We start from the raw sequence: 17274 nt of genomic DNA on the forward strand, positions 1-17274 counted from the left end.
CACTCTATGACAGCCTCGGTCCGCTGGTACCGGAGCTGTCTAGAATACACGGCCCCGCGGCGGCCCGGCGTCGCGGGTGCGCCCGTGGGGCGCGCTGAGTGGGGTGCACGGGCTGCCCCCCGGCCCCCGCCCCCGGTACGGGCTGCGCCCCGGGCTCCGGCCCGGGCTCGGGCTGGGTCTCGGCGTGCGCCCCAAGTACGGGCTGCGCCCCCGCCTGCGGTCCGGGTGTGGCCTGCGCTTCGGTCCCGGACTGGGCCTCAGCCTTCAGCCCGGGCCCGGGCTGGGCCCCGGCCTCCGGCCCGGGTGTGCGCTGCGCCTCGGTCTCCGGCCCGGGTACGGGCTCGGCCTGCGGCCCGGGTACGAGCTGCGCCCCGGCGTGTGCCCCCCGTACGGGCTGGGCACCGGGCTGGGGCTGGGGCTCGGTCTCTGGCCCGGGTACAGCCTGGGCCTCGGCCTCCGCTCCAGGTACAGGCTGCGCCCCGGGCTCCGGCCCGGGCTCGGGCTGAGCCCCGGCGTACGCCCCAGGCACGGGCTGCGGTCCGGGTGTGGGCTGTGCTTCGGGCTTCGACCCTGGCTCGGACTGGGCCTTGGTCTCCGACCTGGCCGCGGCCTGCGGTCCGGGTGTGGGCTGTGCATTGGTCTGCGGCCCGGCTGGTGTGCCGACGGCTGCGGGGGTACTGGCCGGGGCCGGCCGGTCGCCGGTGCCGGCGCTGCTCCCGCCGGTTCCGCTGCTCCAGCCGGCTGCCGCGTACCCGGCCGCGGACGGCGGGGCCACGCGGTACCCACCGGTCCCGCCATTCCCGCCATTCCCGCCATTCCCGCCATTCCCGCCGACCAGTGCGTACCCGGCCGCGCTTCTGAGCGCGTGGGCCCCGTTGGCGACGGGGCGGCGGGGCCGGCCGTCGGCCTGGCTCTGCCGGGATGCGGCGGGCTCGACGGGCGTGTTGGCGGGCGTGGGGGCTGTCTCTTCAGCGGGGGTTTGCTCCGGAGCCTGGACCCGGACGGCGCCGGCGGCGTCCTCGGCGGGGTGGGGGCCGTTCGGCCCGATGGCGCCGGACGCGGGGGCGGACACCGCTCCCCCGGCCGACGGCGCTCCGTCATCGGTGTCGGCGGCGGGCTGGGCCTCAGGGGGCCGCACCATGCTTCCGGCCCGTTCGGGACCGGCCTCAGCGACGAGGTCGGCCGGTCGCGCGGTGACGCTGCTGCCGTTTCCGGTGCCGACGGCGTTCGCCCCGGCCTCCGGCCCGGCCGGTTCGGTGCACGGCTCCGACGGGGGACCTGCCGCCGGTTCGACGCTCCCAGAGGTCCGCCCGAGCAGCGAGCCCGAGACAGGCACGGCCAGGTCGGGCCGTGGCTCCGGACCGGAAACGGCGGTCGGCGCGGTGTTGTCGAGCGCCGGCTCCCGCTGGGGACCTGCGGACGGTGGGGCGGAGCGCGGCTCGGGCCTGGGGCTCGTCGCCAGTACGGCCGGGGCCGGGTGCGGCCCCGGACCGGGCGTGGCGGTCGACGCGGCGGCATCGCGGTGCGACTCCGACCTCGGGTCTGCGGCCGGGGCGGGGCAGGGCTCCGGCCTGGTGCCCGCCGTCGGCACGGCCGGGTCGGGGCGCGGCTCCAAACCGGGCGTGGCGGTCGACGCGGCGGCATCGCGACGCTGCGGTTGCCGCTGGGGGCCTGTGGTCGGGGCAGCCAGGTCGGGCCGGGGAGCGGAGGTCGGTGCGGGGGTGGCGCGGAACGGGAGGTCCGCCGGGATCTCGGTGGCGGCGAGGCCGCGGACGGGGAGGGACGCGACCTGCGGCAGGTCCAGGGTGTCTTCCTCGCCGACCGCCTCCATCCCCCGTGCGACCGCCTGCGCCACGACCACTGCGACGCCCGGTCCGGGGATCCGCCCGTCCCTGGCGGGCGGTTCGTCGTGACCGCCCCGGACGCCGTGCCGTACGTCCTCGACGGACGGCGCGTACGCGTGGCCGCTCGAACCGGCGCCCCCGGACCAGGCCGGCACGGGGTCCGCCTCGGCCCCGTGCCGGGCCGCCGGCAGGTGCGCGGCCTCCTGCTCTGCGGGGGCAGTTACGGACGGATCGGCCGTCGGCGCGCCGGGCTCCGCCCGTGCGGCGAGCCGGAACTCCAGGGTCGTGTGCGACGGTTCCGGCTCCGGGCGCGCCTCGGCGTTCGGGGCGTACGGCGTGCATGGGGTGCATGGGGCGTCCTCGCCCTGTGGCACCAACGGCTTGCGCCCGGCCACCAAACCCGCCCAGCCGACGCCGGCCGGACCGCCCGCCGGCTCCCGTCCCGTCCCGAGCAGCAGGGCGGAACCCGGCGCCGGGGCCGAAGCCGCAGGCGCGGACGAGGCCGGGGCATGCCCCGAGGGCACCGCGCGGGCCACGGGCGAATCCGGGAGCGCGGCCGCCGCCGCATCCGAGGCAGGGGTCGCGGACGAGGCCGGGTCCGGGGCCGGGGCTGTGCCCAGGGCCAGGTCCGCGGCCGGGAACGGGGCCGCTCCCGGGGCACAGTGCGAGGACAGGGCCGGGGCTGTACCCGGGGCAAGGTGCGCGGCCGGGGACAGGGTGGCAGCCGGGGCCGGAGGCTGGGGTGACGGCGAGGCCGCGGGCACGGGCGGGACCGGGGCAGCGGTCACAGCCGTGACCGGGGCCTGGGGCACGGCTGCGGCCCGGGCGGGGGCCGGGTTCGCAGCCCGGGCGGGAGCCGGGTTCGCGGCCGGGTCGGAGCCCGGGTTCGCGGTCAGGAGAGGGGCCGGGTTCGCTGTCAGGGCAGGGGCTGGGTTCGCAGCCTGGGCGGGCGCCGGGTTCGCGGTCGGGGAAGAGGCCGGGTTCGGGGTCCAGGTGGGCGCCGGGTTCGGGGGCGGGGTGGCTGCGGGGGGCGGGGGGACGGCGGCCCGGGTCAGGGTGCCCGTGGTGAACGTCGTGTGCGTGGGGTACATCGTTGCCTCCGTCATGCGAACAGCCGGCGCCAGGTTTCGGGGCCCGGATAGCCGTCGGCCGAACGGCCGCGCCAGCCCTGGGCGCGCTGGAAGGCCTCGACCGCGCGCCTGTCGGCCTCGGTCCAGCGCGGGCCCGGGCCGGACCGGTAGTACTTGCCGAAGCCCTTTGCCGTCAGGCGACGGCTGAGGGCGTCGATCGCCTCGTGGCTGCTGCCCGGGCGGAACACGCCGACCCCGGGGTACGCCGGGGCGAGGCCGGGAGCGGACGCACCAGGCCTCGCCCCCGGTCGGGCGGGCGCGGTGCCCGGCTTCGCCCCCGCGTGGGTCGGGGCGCCGGGTCGGCCGGGCGTGGTGTGCCCCCCGGCCGGGCGGACCGGGGCAACCGGGCCGGTGCCCGGCTTGGCGACGGGCACGACCACCGGCTTGGCGCCCGGCTTGACGCCCGGCAGGACCGCCGGCTTGACGCCCGGCTTGGCCGCCGGCCCGGCACCCGGTTTGGCCGGGCGGCTGCCCGGGCCCTGGGGGACGTCGGGGTAGGCGTCGGGGCTCGGCCAGATGTCCTTGCCCTGGTTCGTCACCAGCAGCCGCCACGTGTGCTGCCCCGGGAGGCCGTCCGCGTCCGCGCCCGTCCATCCCTGCGCCTGCTGGAACGCCTGCGTCGCCAGCCGGTCGGACTCCGTCCACTTCCTGCCCGGCCCCTTGGGGTAGAAGCGCAGGGCGCCGCGGTCGATGAGCATCCGGCCCAGCCGCAGCACGTGATCGTTCTGGGCGCCCGGCCCGAAGGACGTCGCGCCGGGGTAGGCCGTGCCGGCCGGAGCCGGGGCCGGGACCGTGCCGATGGGGACAGCGGGCTTCGACGGGGGTGTGGGGGTCGGCGTCGGGGTGGGGGTGGGGGTGGGCGCCGTCGGGGTGGTCGGAGTCGTCGGCGGGGTGGTCGGTTGGGTGATCGGCGGGGTGGTCGGGTCCAGGGCCGGGGCTGACGTCACGCCGTTGAAGCGGTACGGGAGGTACTTCGCCGCGTTGTCCCAGTAGCCGTACGGCGTCGCCTGCTTCCGCGTCGCCGGCTTGGTCTGCTCGTACGCCACGTAGTGCGTACGCGTCTCGTCCACCCAGCCGCCGAAGAGCGTGACGTGCGAGCCCCTGTTGGGATCGGCCGGGTTGTGGAAGAGCAGCATGTCGCCGGGGAGCAGCTCGTCCTTGGTGATCCGGGTGGCGAACTTGTCCAGGCTCCCGGTCCACTCGTTCGTACCGAGGTTCCAGGCCATCGAGACATAGCCCGAGCAGTCCTGCCGGTAGCCGTCCGTCCAGTACAGGGCCATGCTGTACGGGACCTTCGCGTCCAGCCACAGCTTCGCCCGGTTGATGATCGCCGCCCGGTCGATCCGCTTCAGCTGCTGCTTCGCCGGCTTGCCCTTCGGGCCGTGCAGCGGGGCCCTGGGGCCCTGGGGCGAGCCCGGGCCGTCGGCCGTCGGTACCGTGGGCGCCGGCCCGGACATGGCCTGCGCGGCGGATGTCCCGCCGCCGCCCAGCACCACGCCGGCCGCGGTCGCCAGCACCAGCGCCCGCCGGGCGCCGTGCGCGGCCGGGTGGCCGCCGTCCCGGAGCGGTATGGCCCGGGCCAGGTCCCGGCGGCGTGCGACGCACCCCTGGCACGCGCAGTCGCCGGCGGGCTCGTACTCCTCGAAGGCCGGCATCGGCATCTGCGGCTGCTGCATGACCTCTCCCCTGCTCGCTTCGTCCACGTCCGTCCGGCCGCCGGCGGCGCAACCTGGCGGGGCGTCAGGTTGCGGACGGCCGAGAGATATCGTGCACGACAAACGCCCGAATATTCGTTAATCGGATAATCCGGGCGTGGCTGGTCACGGGCACCGTGAAACGTGGGGTAGAGTTTTCTCTGTCAGCAGGCGCCGCTAGCTCAGTTGGTTAGAGCAGCTGACTCTTAATCAGCGGGTCCGGGGTTCGAGTCCCTGGCGGCGCACAGACGGAAGAAGCCCCTCGCATCAGCGGGGGGCTTCTTCGTATACGTATGCGCGTGTGTGTGTTGGTGGCGTCAGGCGCGCCGCGGGCTCTCCACGCCCGTCAGGTACGCCGACACCACCACGTTCGCCGTGTACTGCTTGGCCACCTTGTCGTAGGTCCCCCCGCACGTGACCAGCCGCAGCTCCGCCCGCCCCGTCACCCGCGGTCCGTACGCCTTGTGCGCGTCGAACGAGGACCGCTCGTAGACCTGCACGTCCTCGACCGTGAACTCGGCGGTCGATCCGTCGTCCCGTACGACGCGCACCTCGTCCCCCGGCTTCGCCGAGCTCAGCCCGTAGAAGACGGCCGGCTTGGAGGCGGTGTCCACATGGCCGACCAGCAGGGCGGTGCCCGCCGCGCCCGGCCGGGTGCCGCCCTGCCACCAGCCGACGGTGCCCGGGCGGTCGTAGGGCGGCGGGTCGATCGCGCCCTGGGCGTCCAGGCCGCGGGGGACGACCGGGGCCCGTACGCCTATGGACGGTACGTCGACCCGCTGCGGCAGCGCCGCCCCCGGCAGGGGAGCGTGCGCCACGGGCAGGCTGATGCCGAACATCGAGCCGGCCTGCGCCGACGGCAGGGGCCGCACGTCGGTGATCTCGCGGCCCCAGAGCCACAGGCCCAGCACCAGGACCGTCCAGGCGGCGAGCGTCAGCAGCCGGCCTCCGGCGGACGACTTCGGCTCGCCCGTCATCGACGGCCGCCCGTCACTCGCCGCTGCGGCGGCGTCGCACCGCCAGCGCCTTGCCCGCGACGGCCAGGGTCGCCGCGGCCGCCAGCACGGCACCGATCACGGTGTGCGGCAGGCCGGGGCCGCCGTCCACCGGGTGCTTCTTCGCCGCCGAGGCGGGCTGCCCGGCGGAATCGGCCCTGCCGGCGGAATCGGCCCTAGCGGCGGAATCAGCCGTACCGGCGGCCACCTCCGCCGCCATGCCGCCGCCGCCCGCGTGGACGGGCCAGAAGGGGGTGGAGTGCTGGCTGGGGTGGTGCGGCTTCTGGTGGTCGCCCTGATGGTCCCCCTGGTGGTCGCCACGGTGATCCCCTTGGTGGTCGCCGTGGTGGTCGCCGTGCCGGACGATCTGGATCGAGCCGGTGGCCTTGTTCTCCTGGTGGTCGCAGATCACCCGGATGCTGTGCCAGCCGGGCTCGGCGCGCACGCTGATCTTCGCCTTGCCGAACAGCGGGCTGCCGTGCCCGTCCCGTCCGGTGACCTCGGCGTCCGCGACGAAGACCGGGGACTTCGCCCAGCCCCTGCGGCCTTCGCAGCCGTGGACGCGCAGCTCGACCTCCTCCCCGGGCCGGGCCGTGGACGGGCTGACCGAGACGGTCCCCCGGTTCGCGTCGGGGTTCGCCAGGGCGGTGGGGCCGGCCACGGCGGTGACGGCGGTGAGGGTGACCGCCGCGCCGGCGGCACGGAGAGCGAGTGGAGCAATGCGCATCGTGAACCTCCTCGTCAAGGAGGTTCACCCGCCGGGGGCCGCCCCGCATCCGCAGCGGCGCGGCGCTGCGCCGTAAGAGTTCACATGTGAACCCGGATGCGGCTCTACAGGGGACAGGGGACCCGGGCCTCAGACCAGGTCCACCAGGTCGGCGATGGAGTCGACGGTGCGGGTCGGCCGGTACGGGAACTTCTCGGTGTCCAGGGCCGTGGTGAGGCCGGTCAGCACCAGGAAGGTCTGCATGCCCGCCTCCAGTCCGGCCAGTACGTCGGTGTCCATCCGGTCGCCGATCATCGCGCTGGTCTCGGAGTGCGCGCCGATCGCGTTGAGGCCCGTACGCATCATCAGCGGGTTGGGCTTGCCGGCGAAGTACGGCTTCTTGCCGGTGGCCTTGGTGATCAGGGCGGCGACCGCGCCGGTGGCCGGCAGCGGGCCCTCGGTGGACGGGCCGGTCTCGTCGGGGTTGGTGCAGATGAAGCGGGCGCCGGCATTGATGAGCCGGACCGCCTTGGTCATGGCCTCGAAGCTGTACGTACGGGTCTCGCCGAGGACCACGTAGTCGGGGTCGTGGTCGGTGAGGACGTAGCCGATGTCGTGGAGCGCGGTGGTCAGGCCGGCCTCGCCGATGACGTACGCCGTGCCGCCCGGGCGCTGGTCGTCGAGGAACTTGGCGGTGGCCAGCGCCGAGGTCCAGATGTTCTCGACCGGGACGTCCAGGCCCATGCGGCTGAGCCGGGCCTGGAGGTCGCGCGGGGTGTAGATGGAGTTGTTGGTCAGCACCAGGAACGGCTTGCCGGACTCACGCAGCCGCTTGATGAAGGCATCAGCCCCGGGGATGGGGGTGCCCTCGTGGATGAGGACCCCGTCCATGTCGGTGAGCCAGGACTCGATCGGCTTGCGCTCTGCCACGGGCTTCTCTCCGCTCTGCCGTGCTGTGGTCTCTACCACCGTCCCGTTCAGCCTATCGAGCCCGGGCCGCGGGCGCCGTCGGCGTCCACGGCCCGGACCCGCCCCCGCCGGGGCCCCGGCGGGGGCGGACGACTCAGCCGAGCGTGACGTTGTCGATCGTCCAGTACCAGTTGTTGCTGCCGGTGTAGCGGAAGCGGACCTGTACGTCGGTGGCGCCGGCCGGGACCTGGAGGGTGAGGGCCTCGGCCTTGGCGACGGCGTCCGCGGTGTAGTTCTTGACGGCCGTCGGGGCGCCGCCGTTGAAGGAGACCAGGACCTGGGCGCTCTGGCCGGCCTCGTGGCGGTAGTGGGTCTGGAAGCGCAGGGTCGCCGTCGAACCGCTCGTGCCGCCGCTGACCGCCCACCTGGGCGTGACCAGGGTGGAATCGAAGGAACCGGTGTGGGACTTGTCGTCCCACTCGTCGGAGTCGGCGACGGCGAACACGTCACGGGAGCGGACGTTCAGCTCGCGCCACTGGTCGCGCTGGGCCTGCGACCAGAACTCGTCGGTGGTGAAGGCCCACCCGGCCCATTCGGTCACGCCGCCGCTGCCCATCGCGGAGTTGACGATCGACCAGCCCGCGGGCGGGGTGTGCGTGAAGCCCTTGGTCCCGGCCGGTATGCCGGTCTCGTCCACCCGGGCCTGGAGCTGCGGGCGCAGGGTGTCGAAGGGGTCGCTGTCGGGGGAGTTCAGCGGGATGCCGTCGACGGCGGAGCCTGCGGGCACGCCGACGTGCTGCAGGGCGGTGGCGGCGACGTCGACCAGGCGGACGTCGCTGCGGACCGAACCGGCGGGGATGCCCGCCCCCTTGGCGATGACGAAGGTGCCGCGCTCCTGGAAGGAGGAGCCGCCGTGGCCGCCGGAGTCGGTGTGCCCGTGGTCGGTGGTGACCAGGATCTTCCAGTTCTCCTGGGCGTAGGCCGGGCGGTTCCGGACGGCGGTGAGGAGCTGGCCGACCATGGCGTCCACGCGGGCGATGGCGTCGAGGTACTGCTGGCCGGCGGCGCCGTAGGAGTGCCCGGCGGAGTCGACCTGGCCGAGGTAGACGAAGGCGGCGTCGGGGTCGGCGTCGCGCAGTTCGGCGGCCGCGGCCGCGGCGACCTTCGGGTCCTCGCTGCCGTAGCCGTCGCGGTCGCCCTTGAGGAAGAGGCGCTTGTCGACCTTGGCGGAGAAGATCGGACCGTTCTGGTCGGTGGAGGTGATGGGCTCCCAGTCCGCGGCCGCGTACGTGTCGAGCGCCGGGGCGGCGTTCTCGATGCGGGTGAGGAAGTCGGGGTACGCCGTGTAGTTCTTGCCGGTGAAGGAGTTGTCCCTCACGCCGTGCTTGTCGGGCCAGACACCGGTGGCGATGGTGGACCAGCCGGGGCCGGAGGAGGTGGCGGCCATCGGGTTGGCGTAGAGGGTGCTCTGCGCGGTCAGCCCCTGGGCCATCAGGCCTTTGAGGTGGGGGGCGCTTGCGGCCTTCACGCGGTCGAGGACCACGCCGTCCAGGCCGATGACCAGGACCTTGTTCGTGGTGGCCGTCGCCTGAGCGGGGGCGGCGCCGGCGGGGGTGGTGGCGGCGAGGGTGACGCCGAGCAGGGCGGTCGCGGCGGCGGCGACCACCGCGGTACGGCGGCGGGGGCTGAGGCGGGTGCCGAGGCGGGTGCTGCTTCGTCCGGGCAGGACTGTGGACACGTACTCCTCCAGGAGCAAGTGAGCGGGGGGTGCACTGGGGACGTGCGGGGGACGTGCGGACGGGCCTTGGCCGAACGGTACGAGCGGGCCGAACGGTGCGGACGGTGCGAGCGATGCAGACGTTCGGTCCAGACCCGTTATCCACGTGTCATACGATGGCGGCCACGGATGGCCGCCGGGTTACGACTCAGCTGCCCGTTGCGGACTTCCACGCGTCCACGTAGGCGGAAAGGTTCTTGTCGATGTCGGCCCAGTCCGGCTCGAAGACCTCGACCCCGGTCATGATCCGGGTGAGCTCGACCGCGTTGGCGTCGGTGGGCTTGACGTCCGTACGTGCGGGGAAGCCGCCGCCGACCTCGCTGACCAGCTTCTGGGACTCGGCGCTGAGCAGGTGGTCCAGGAGCTTCTTGCCGTTCTCGCTGTGCGGGGCGCCGGCCACCAGGCCCGCCGCGTACGGCAGGGCGAAGGTCGTGGGCTTGGCGCCGTCCTTGGCGGGGAACCAGATGCCGAGGTTCGGCATGGACTTGGACTGGGCGAAGTTCATCTGCACGTCGCCGTTGGCGACGAGCAGTTCGCCCTTGTCGGTCTTCGGCGCGAGCTTGCTGGTGGAGGACGACGGGCCGACGTTGTTGGCCTGGAGCTTCTTGAGGTACTCCATCGCCGGCTCCTTGCCGCCGAAGTCGTGCATCGCCTTGATGAGGACGGCGGTGCCGTCGCCGGCGACGCCCGGGGTGGAGTACTGGAGCTTGCCCTTGTACTTCGCGTCGAGCAGTTGCTCCCAGGTCCTGGGCGCCTCGGGCAGTTCCTTCTTGTTGTGGATGAAGCCGAAGTAGTTGTTGACGACCGAGGTCCACTTGCCGTCGGCGGCCTTGTCGGCGCCGTTGACCTTGTCGGAACCCTGCGGCTTGTACGACTGGAGCAGGCCCTTGCCGTCGGCCTGCTGGATGAACGGCGGCAGCGTGATCAGGACGTCGGCCTGGGTGTTGGTCTTCTCGCGGACGGCGCGCTGGACCATCTCGCCGGAGCCGCCCTCGACGTACTTCACCTCGATGCCGGTCTTCTTGGTGAAGTCGGCGAAGACCTTGTCGTACCAGCCGTCGCCCTTGTCGCTCTTGAGGCCGTCGGCGCTGTAGACGGTGACGATCTTCTCCCCGCCGGCGGAGTCGGCGGAGGAGCCGCCGCCGCAGGCGGTGAGGGTGCCGGCGAGGGCGAGGCTGCCGGTGACGGCGGCGAGGGAACGCAGGAGGTGCGGGTTGCGGGACGTACGGGACATGGCGCGGTAGCTCCTCGGGCGGGAGTGGCGGGGGAGTTGGCGTTGCGGTGGGGGTGATGCGGGCGGTGCTTGGGGTGGTGCTGCGAGCGGTGTGGTGCGAGCGGTGGCGCAGGTGGTGCAGGCGGTGCTGCGGGCCTCAGCGGTACGAGGCCCTGGTGCGGATCCGGGAGACGGCCAGCAGGACGAGCAGGGTGGCGGCCATCAGGACCACGGCGAGGGCGGACCCGCTGAACAGGGAGCCGCGGTCGGTGGCGGTGAAGATCCGGACGGGCAGCGGCACCCAGTCCGGCGGGTAGAGCATCATCGTGGCGCTCAACTCGCCCATGGAGAGGGCGAAGCAGAGCCCGCCGGCGGCGGTGAGCGAGGGCAGCAGCAGCGGGAGCCGCACCCGCCACAGCACGTAGCCGGGGCTCGCGCCGAGCGAGGCCGCTGCCTGCTCGTACGCGGGGTCGAGGCGGACGATCGCCGCCGAGACCGACTGGTAGGCGAAGGCGGTGACCAGCACGGTGTGGGCGAGGACCACGATGCTGCTGGTGCCGTTGAGCAGCAGCGGCGGCCGGCTGAAGGCGACGAGCACCGCCAGGCCGATCACCACCGACGGGACGGCGACGGGCAGCATGAACAGGGCGTCCAGGGACCGCTTCGTCCGCCGGCCCAGGCGCGCCGCGGCGAGCGCGGCCCAGGTACCGAGGACCAGGGCGAGCAGACTGGCCACGACGGCGGTGACCAGGCTGGTCGTCAGTGCCTGGAGGGACTCGCCGCGGACGGCGGCGGCGTAGTGCCCGGTGGTCGGGTCGGAGGGGAAGGCCCCGGACCAGTGGCCGGCGAACGAGGCCGCGACGACCACGACGAGGGGCAGGGCGAACAGCGGCAGGAAGAGGACGGCGAACAGGGCCCAGGCGGCCCACCGGCCGGCCTTGCTATGCACCAGCACGCTTGCTCACCACCCGGTAGAGGCCGAACAGGCCGACGGAGATCACGATGTTGACGACGGCGACCACGCAGGCGGCCGGGTAGTCGGATTCGAGGATGGCCTTGCCGTAGACGAGCATCGGCAGGGTGGTGACGTCCTTGGCCCCGGTGAACAGGACGATCCCGAACTCGTTCAGGCACATCACCAGCACCAGGCTGCCGCCGGCGGCGAGGGCCGGCAGGGCCTCGGGGAGGATCACCCGGCGGATGACGCGGGCGGGCCCGGCGCCGAGCGAGGAGGCCACCTCCAACTGGGCGGTGTCCAGCTGGGAGAAGGCCGCGAGCAGCGGGCGCACCACGAAGGGTGTGAAGTACGTGATCTCCGCGAGGAGTACGCCCCAGGGGGTGGTGAGGAAGTGGAACGGTCCTTCGGACGCTCCGGTGACATCGGTCCACACGCCGTTGGCCATGCCCACGGTGCCGTAGATGAAGAGGAGGGCGAGGGTGATGAGGAAGGAGGGGAAGGAGAGGAAGACGTCGATGAACTTGGCGACGGCCCGAGCGCCGGGGAACGGCACGAAGGCGATGATCAGCGCGAGGACGAAGCCGAGCAGGAGGCAGCCGACGGTGGCACCGGCGGCCAGCCACACGGTGGTGCCGAGCGCCTCGCGGAAGGCGGCCGAGCCGAGGACGGCGGTGTACCCGCTGAAGGCGCCCCCGCGGTCGGGGGCGAGGGACTGCTGCACGACGAGCGCGAGGGGGTAGAGCAGGACCACACCGAGCACCGCGACGGGGGGCAGGGCCCAGACGACGCGGGGCAGGCGCCGGCCGCGGGCCGCCGGGGCCGGCGGGGGTGAGGACGGTGCGGACGCCCCGGCCGGGGCGTGCAGCGTGGCCTGGTCGTCGTCGGCGGCGGCGGGTGCGGCCAGGCCGGTCGCCTCAGCCATGGGACACCCCAGCTGTCAGCAACACGGCGTCCCGGGGCTCGAAGTGGAGCGTCACCTCGTCGCCCAGGGCCGGGGTCTCGCGCAGCTCGGGCAGGTCGGCCTTGATGCGGTGGCCGGCCACCTCGACGTAGAGGCGGTGCGTGGAGCCCCGCCACTGCACCTCGGTGATCCGTCCGCGCAGGGCGTTGGGTCCCTCGCCGAGGGCCAGCAGGTGCGGGCGTACGCACAGGGTGGCGGTGGCGCCGGGTGCGATCCCGTACGGGGCCTGCCCGGCGGGGCCGACGGTGAGGGTGCGGCCCTCGAAGACCGCGCCGCGTTCGGCGACGGTGACCGGCAGGAGGTTGGCGTTGCCGACGAAGGACGCGGTGAACTCCGTGCGCGGGGTGCGGTACAGCTCCTGCGGGGTGCCGCAGTCCTGCAGGCGCGCCCGGTCCATGACGGCGATCCGGTCGGCCAGGGTCAGGGCCTCGACCTGGTCGTGGGTGACGTACAGGAGGGAGACGTCGGGCAGTTCGCGGTGCAGCCGGGCCAGTTCCGCGAGCATCCCCGAGCGCAGCTGGGCGTCGAGCGCGGACAGCGGCTCGTCCAGCAGCAGGACCCCGGGCCGGATGGCGAGCGCGCGGGCGATGGCCACGCGCTGCTGCTGGCCGCCGGAGAGCTCGCGGGGGTAGCGCTCGGCGTAGGCCCCCATGCCGGTCATCTCCAGGGCCTCGGCGACCCGGCCGGGTATCCCGGACCGGGGCGTCCGGTGGGCGCGCAGTCCGAAGGCCACGTTCTCCTTGACCCGCATGTGCGGGAAGAGCGCGTACTGCTGGACGACCATGCCGATGCCGCGCTTGTGCGGCGGCAGGTGGGTGACGTCGCGGCCGCCGATCAGCACCCGGCCGGAGGCCGGGGTGACGAAGCCGGCGACGGCCCGCAGGGCGGTGGTCTTGCCGGAACCGGACGGGCCGAGCAGCGCCATGACCTCGCCGGGCTCGACGGTCAGGTCCAGCGAGTCCAGGACGGTGTGGCCGCCGTAGGCGACGGAGACCGACTCGAAGCGGATGCCGCTCACGGCCGCTCCAGGAGGCCGGGCAGCTGGTACGGCTGCTCCAGGAGGCCGGGCAACGGCCGCTCCAGGAGGCCGGGCAGCTGGGCGACGGAGTCCAGGACGTGGGTGGCGCCGTGCTCCTGGAGCGCCTCGCGCCCGTGCGCGCCGGTCAGCACGCCCACGACCAGGCCGGCACCGGCCCGTACGCCGCTGAGCATGTCGTACGCCGTGTCGCCGGCGACGACCACGTCGCGTACGTCGGCCACCGCGCCGGTGCGCAGGAACGCCGTGAGCACCATGTCCGGGTACGGGCGCCCGCGCCCGCCCGCGTCGGCGGGGCACAGGGTGAGGTCGGCCAGGTCCCGCCAGCCGAGGGCGTCGAGCAGGGCGTCCTGGGTGACCCGGGCGAAACCGGTGGTCAGTACGACGGTGCGGCCGTCGGCGCGGAGCTTCTCGACGGCCTCGCGGGCGCCGGGGACCTCCGCGACGAGGCCGGCGTCGACGAGTTCGGCGTACGCCTGCTCGAACGCGGTGTTGGCCTGCTGGGCGAGGTCCTCGGTGCCGAAGAGGTGGCGGAAGACCGAGATCTTGGACTCGCCCATGGTGTCGCGGACGTACTGGAGCTTGGCGGCGTGGTCGGCGCTGCCGGGTTCTACGCCGAGCTGCTGCGCGGCGCGGTCGAAGGCGCGCTCCACGAGGCCGCCGTCGGCGACGGTGGTGCCGGCCATGTCGAGGACGACGAGCTTGCGGCGGCTCTGGCGCAGGCGCTGGCGCCGGCTCTGGCGGGCGTCGGTCATGTCGGGTGCCTCGGTGGTGTCGGGTGCCTCGGTGGTGTCGGTGGTTTCGGTGGTGTCGCTGGTTTCGGTGGTGTCGCTGGTGTCGTAGGCCCGGGTCATGCGGCTCACCAGCCCAGTTCGTCGGCGGTCGTCTCGGCGATGGCGGGCGAGCAGGTCATTCCGCGGCCGCCGGGTCCGGTCACCAGCCAGACCCCGTCGCGTACCTGCTGGCGGTGGACGACGCGGCCGGTGTCGGTGCACTGCGCGTACACGCCCGCCCAGCGCCGCCGGATCTTCGGCAGCGGGCGGCCCAGCAGGGACTCGACGACCCCGGTGAGGTGCTCGTAGGGGTCCTCGACGGTGTCGAACGCGAAGGGGTGCTCGTACTCGTGGGTGTCGCCGATGGTCAGGCCGCCGTCGAGCCGCTGGACCATCAGCAGCTGCATCCGGTGCTCGGCCGCGACCGGGGCCTGGGCCTGGCCGGCGTTCAGCGCGTCGAGCGCGGCGCCCCGGTAGGCGGGGTAGTAGCGGAAGCTGTCGGCGTCGGCGATGGAAGTGGTCAGCGGCTCGCCCAGCGGCTCCGTCTGCATCATCTGCAGCCGCACCCGGCGCACGGGCAGGTCGGGGACCAGCTCACGGACCAGGCCGGACAGCCAGGCGCCGGTGGCCAGGACCACGCAGTCGCCGGTGTGGACGTCGCCGTGGTCGTCGCGGACGGCGGCCGTACCGACGACCTCGCGGACCTCGCGGCCGGCCAGGAAGGTGTAGCGGCCGGTGGCGTGCAGCGCCTCGCGCAGGGCCCGCTGGGCGGTGCGCGGCTCCACGGCGGCGTCGCGCCGGCACCGCAGGGCGGCGTCGAAGTCGCCGCGCAGGGCCGGGTTGAGGGCCCGGGCCTCTGCGGCGGTGAGCAGCTCGTAGCCGCGGGCGGCGGCGTCCGGGCGGGCCACGGCCTCCTCGGCGACGGCGCGTTCGAGGGCGCCGCGGACCGGGGTCAGCGACCCGTTGGCGCGAAAGCCCAGACCGGGCACCCGGGCGCCGATCCCCTCCCACAGTTCCCGGGCGCGCAGGGCGGTGGCGAGCTCCTCGCCACCGGCCCGTCCGCTGACCCAGATCTGGCCGAAATTGCGCAGTGAGGCGCCGCGCGCCTCGGCCTCGCGCTCGATCTGGACGACCTCGTGGCCGCGTTCCACTGCTTGCCAGGCGTGCATGGTGCCGACCACGCCGCCTCCTACGACTATGACTCTCACGCCGCTCACGCTCCTGGCCGCCCGTAACCCTCCGAGGTCCGGACGGCGACGGGGTGGTGAACAGACCCCGACAGTTGGCCTAGACCCGTTATCTTCTCGTGACATTTGCTGGGGTTGCATCGTGTCGATTTGCCTTCCTTTTATGGCTCAAGGTCCGGTTCTTTGTGGCTCAGGTCCGGGACGGCGTGCGCCTATTCGGGGCGCAGGCGGGTCGTGAAGCTGAACCGGTCGCCACGGTAGAGCGAACGGACCCGCTCCAGCGGCTGCCCGTCCGTGTCCCGGGAGAAGCGGTGGATGAGGAGCATGGGCAGGGCGGGCGGGGTGCCGATGAGCAGCGCCTCGCGGGGGGTGGCGAGCACGGTCTCCAGCTTCTCGTCGGCGTCCCCGAAGGAGATCCCCAGGCGTTCCTTGAGGTACCCGTAGAAGGAGGAGTCCGGCTGGAACTCGCTGTCCAGGCGCGGCGCGCGGGCCACCCGTACGTAGGTGCTCTCCAGCCCGACCCGCTCGTCGTCGGCGAGCAGTACCCGTTCCATGTGCCAGACCGGCTCACCCGGCTCGGCGCCGATGCCGGGGGCGAGGTCGGCGGGGCAGGGGAACTGCTCCAGGCCGATGAGGTGGCGGCCGGGGCGGCGGCCCTGGCGGCGGACGCCCTCGGTGTAGCTGGCCAGGGACAGCGGCTGCTCCAGCTTGGGCCCGGCGACGACGGTGCCCCGGCCGGAGCGGCGCAGCCGGCCTTCGAGCAGCAGCTCGCGCAGGGCCTGGCGCACGGTCTCGCGGGACACCTCGTAGCGCTCGGCGAGATCGCGCTCGGTGGGCAGCAGGCCGCCCTCGCCGAGCTCCTCCAGCATGGCGGAGAGGCGGGCCTTGACGGCGTAGTACTTGGGGATGCGCCCGTGTTCGGGAATGCCCGAGCGGACGGGCGAACCGGGGCGGTGCTGGGTCGGATCTTCCACAGGGGGACTGTACGGGGGCGGGGCGAGGGGGGATCGACGGGCGCCTTCTATGTGATCACCGCTGGGTCCGTGCGGGTCCGTGCGGGGGCGTGTGTGCCTGTGTGCCCTTGCTGGTTTCTGGGCGGGGCCCGGCTCTGCTCACGCCGCCTGGCGGGTCGGGGCGTGGCCTTGCTGGTCTGGCCGTGCCGTTTCGGGTCCGGGCGTGCGCTTGCGGGTCCGGTCGTGCCGTTTCGGGTCGTGCGTGCCCTTGCGGGTCCGGGCGCGTCTGCGTGTATCCGTGCGCGTCCGATGGCGGTGCCGGCGGTGGCGGTGGCTGCGGTGGCCCGCTTTGCGGTGACTGCTCAGCGGCCGTTCGGCCGCCGCCTCGCCAGCCGCCGGGCCCCCAGGATCAGGCCGGCGCCGGCCAGCAGGGCGGCCGCGGACGCGGAGGCGACGCCGAGGGTCACCGCCGCCGCCTGCCGCTGGTCACCGGTGTGCGCGAGCGATCCTGCGGCCGCCACCGGGTCCTCGGACCCCTCCACGGAGAACCGGTAGCCGCCCGCCTCCCCCACCCAGTCCCCGTCGTCGCCCTTGCGCTGCACGAGCGCGGCGTCGGCGACGACCTCGCCGACGGGCGCGTCCGGGGCGAACGCCAGGCGCACCTTGACGGTGGCGGAGCCGCCGGCGCCGATGGTGAAGCCGGGGAAGGAGGTACCGCCGTCGAAGACCGCGATGATCTCATCGCGGTCGCTGCGCTCCAGCGTCACGGGCTGGGTGCCGGCGGGGGTGTCGAACTCCATCCTCAGGTGCGCCGGGCGCAGGGTGCGCGCCGTGTCCGTGAACACCACGACCGGGTGGACGGCCGTGCACTCGCCCTTGGTGGTGTTGGTCAGGTCCAGGTACCAGGACTGGGGGTCGCCACCGGCGCGGTAGACGGACGGGCCGCCGCGGATCCGGGCCCCGATGGGGAACTCGGTGCTCTTGGCCGCGCCGCAGGTGGCCTCGGCGCGCGAGGGCAGCGCAGGGGCGGGGCGCGCGCCGCCCCCTGTCCTTTATACCCTTCTCACGATGCCGACGACCTAACGGGGACTGGCTCTCTACGTCATCCCCGAGGGGTGCGACCCAACTGTCGACACAG

At 74.0% G+C, this 17274-nt stretch carries 13 protein-coding genes and 1 tRNA gene; 1 reads left to right on the forward strand and 13 read right to left on the reverse strand.

Features of this window, described 5'->3' with window-relative positions; all coding sequences use genetic code 11:
- Nucleotides 1–2946: 2946 nt before the first annotated feature.
- Entirely contained in the window at nt 2947–4650 is a 1704-nt protein-coding gene (locus GPJ59_RS21245) for a peptidoglycan-binding protein (RefSeq protein ID WP_258024706.1), read from the reverse strand.
- A 189-nt stretch (nt 4651–4839) separates the two neighbouring features.
- On the opposite strand from GPJ59_RS21245, the gene GPJ59_RS21250 reads away from it, so the two are divergent.
- Nucleotides 4840–4913 (forward strand) — tRNA-Lys (locus tag GPJ59_RS21250).
- 72 nt (nt 4914–4985) lie between these two features.
- Here GPJ59_RS21250 and GPJ59_RS21255 read toward each other — a convergent pair.
- The 12 genes from GPJ59_RS21255 to GPJ59_RS21310 form a co-directional block, all read right to left on the reverse strand.
- The gene (locus GPJ59_RS21255) at nt 4986–5645 is read right to left on the reverse strand and encodes a class F sortase (RefSeq protein ID WP_219668816.1); all 660 of its coding nucleotides are present in this window, start codon (nt 5643–5645) and stop codon (nt 4986–4988) included.
- A gap of 13 nt (nt 5646–5658) precedes the next feature.
- Nucleotides 5659–6390: a hypothetical protein gene (locus GPJ59_RS21260; RefSeq protein WP_219668817.1), complete on the reverse strand. Its 732-nt coding sequence runs from the start codon at nt 6388–6390 to the stop codon at nt 5659–5661.
- 129 nt (nt 6391–6519) lie between these two features.
- A complete protein-coding gene (locus GPJ59_RS21265) occupies nt 6520–7299 on the reverse strand; it encodes an HAD-IIA family hydrolase (protein WP_219668818.1) in 780 nt (259 codons plus the stop codon).
- A gap of 133 nt (nt 7300–7432) precedes the next feature.
- Nucleotides 7433–9016, reverse strand: coding sequence for an alkaline phosphatase family protein (locus GPJ59_RS21270; RefSeq protein WP_308120404.1), 1584 nt, complete (start codon nt 9014–9016; stop codon nt 7433–7435).
- Nucleotides 9017–9203: 187 nt separating this feature from the next.
- Complete coding sequence (locus GPJ59_RS21275) at nt 9204–10289, reverse strand: 2-aminoethylphosphonate ABC transporter substrate-binding protein (RefSeq protein WP_219668819.1); 1086 nt, start codon at nt 10287–10289, stop codon at nt 9204–9206.
- A 136-nt stretch (nt 10290–10425) separates the two neighbouring features.
- On the reverse strand, nt 10426–11223 hold the full coding sequence (locus GPJ59_RS21280) for an ABC transporter permease (protein WP_219668820.1): 798 nt from the start codon (nt 11221–11223) through the stop codon (nt 10426–10428).
- Nucleotides 11210–12148: a 2-aminoethylphosphonate ABC transporter permease subunit gene (locus GPJ59_RS21285; protein WP_219668821.1), complete on the reverse strand. Its 939-nt coding sequence runs from the start codon at nt 12146–12148 to the stop codon at nt 11210–11212. Before GPJ59_RS21285 ends, GPJ59_RS21280 begins: the two co-directional genes overlap by 14 nt.
- Nucleotides 12141–13205, reverse strand: coding sequence for an ABC transporter ATP-binding protein (locus GPJ59_RS21290; protein ID WP_219668822.1), 1065 nt, complete (start codon nt 13203–13205; stop codon nt 12141–12143). The genes GPJ59_RS21285 and GPJ59_RS21290 overlap by 8 nt, the downstream gene beginning before the upstream one ends.
- Nucleotides 13202–13978, reverse strand: coding sequence for a phosphonatase-like hydrolase (locus GPJ59_RS21295; protein ID WP_219668828.1), 777 nt, complete (start codon nt 13976–13978; stop codon nt 13202–13204). The genes GPJ59_RS21290 and GPJ59_RS21295 overlap by 4 nt, the downstream gene beginning before the upstream one ends.
- A 104-nt stretch (nt 13979–14082) precedes the next feature.
- On the reverse strand, nt 14083–15204 hold the full coding sequence (locus tag GPJ59_RS21300) for a TIGR03364 family FAD-dependent oxidoreductase (protein WP_219668823.1): 1122 nt from the start codon (nt 15202–15204) through the stop codon (nt 14083–14085).
- 191 nt (nt 15205–15395) lie between these two features.
- Nucleotides 15396–16157, reverse strand: a complete 762-nt coding sequence (locus GPJ59_RS21305) for a GntR family transcriptional regulator (RefSeq protein WP_219668824.1) — start codon at nt 16155–16157, stop codon at nt 15396–15398.
- Nucleotides 16158–16498: 341 nt separating this feature from the next.
- Complete coding sequence (locus GPJ59_RS21310; protein WP_219668825.1) at nt 16499–16984, reverse strand: hypothetical protein; 486 nt, start codon at nt 16982–16984, stop codon at nt 16499–16501.
- Nucleotides 16985–17274 lie beyond the last annotated feature (290 nt).

The organism is Streptomyces bambusae (genome assembly GCF_019400985.1).
In the GTDB taxonomy this organism is placed as follows: Bacteria; Actinomycetota; Actinomycetes; order Streptomycetales; family Streptomycetaceae; genus Streptomyces; species Streptomyces bambusae_A.

What these genes read in the sequence shown, in the direction of transcription:
- GPJ59_RS21255 (WP_219668816.1), bottom strand. Translation starts at nt 5,645, where the DNA reads ATGACGGGCGAGCCGAAGTCGTCCGCCGGAGGCCGGCTGCTGACGCTC.
- GPJ59_RS21245 (WP_258024706.1), bottom strand. Translation starts at nt 4,650, where the DNA reads ATGCAGCAGCCGCAGATGCCGATGCCGGCCTTCGAGGAGTACGAGCCC.
- GPJ59_RS21260 (WP_219668817.1), bottom strand. Translation starts at nt 6,390, where the DNA reads ATGCGCATTGCTCCACTCGCTCTCCGTGCCGCCGGCGCGGCGGTCACC.
- GPJ59_RS21285 (WP_219668821.1), bottom strand. Translation starts at nt 12,148, where the DNA reads ATGGCTGAGGCGACCGGCCTGGCCGCACCCGCCGCCGCCGACGACGAC.
- GPJ59_RS21275 (WP_219668819.1), bottom strand. Translation starts at nt 10,289, where the DNA reads ATGTCCCGTACGTCCCGCAACCCGCACCTCCTGCGTTCCCTCGCCGCC.
- GPJ59_RS21295 (WP_219668828.1), bottom strand. Translation starts at nt 13,978, where the DNA reads ATGACCGACGCCCGCCAGAGCCGGCGCCAGCGCCTGCGCCAGAGCCGC.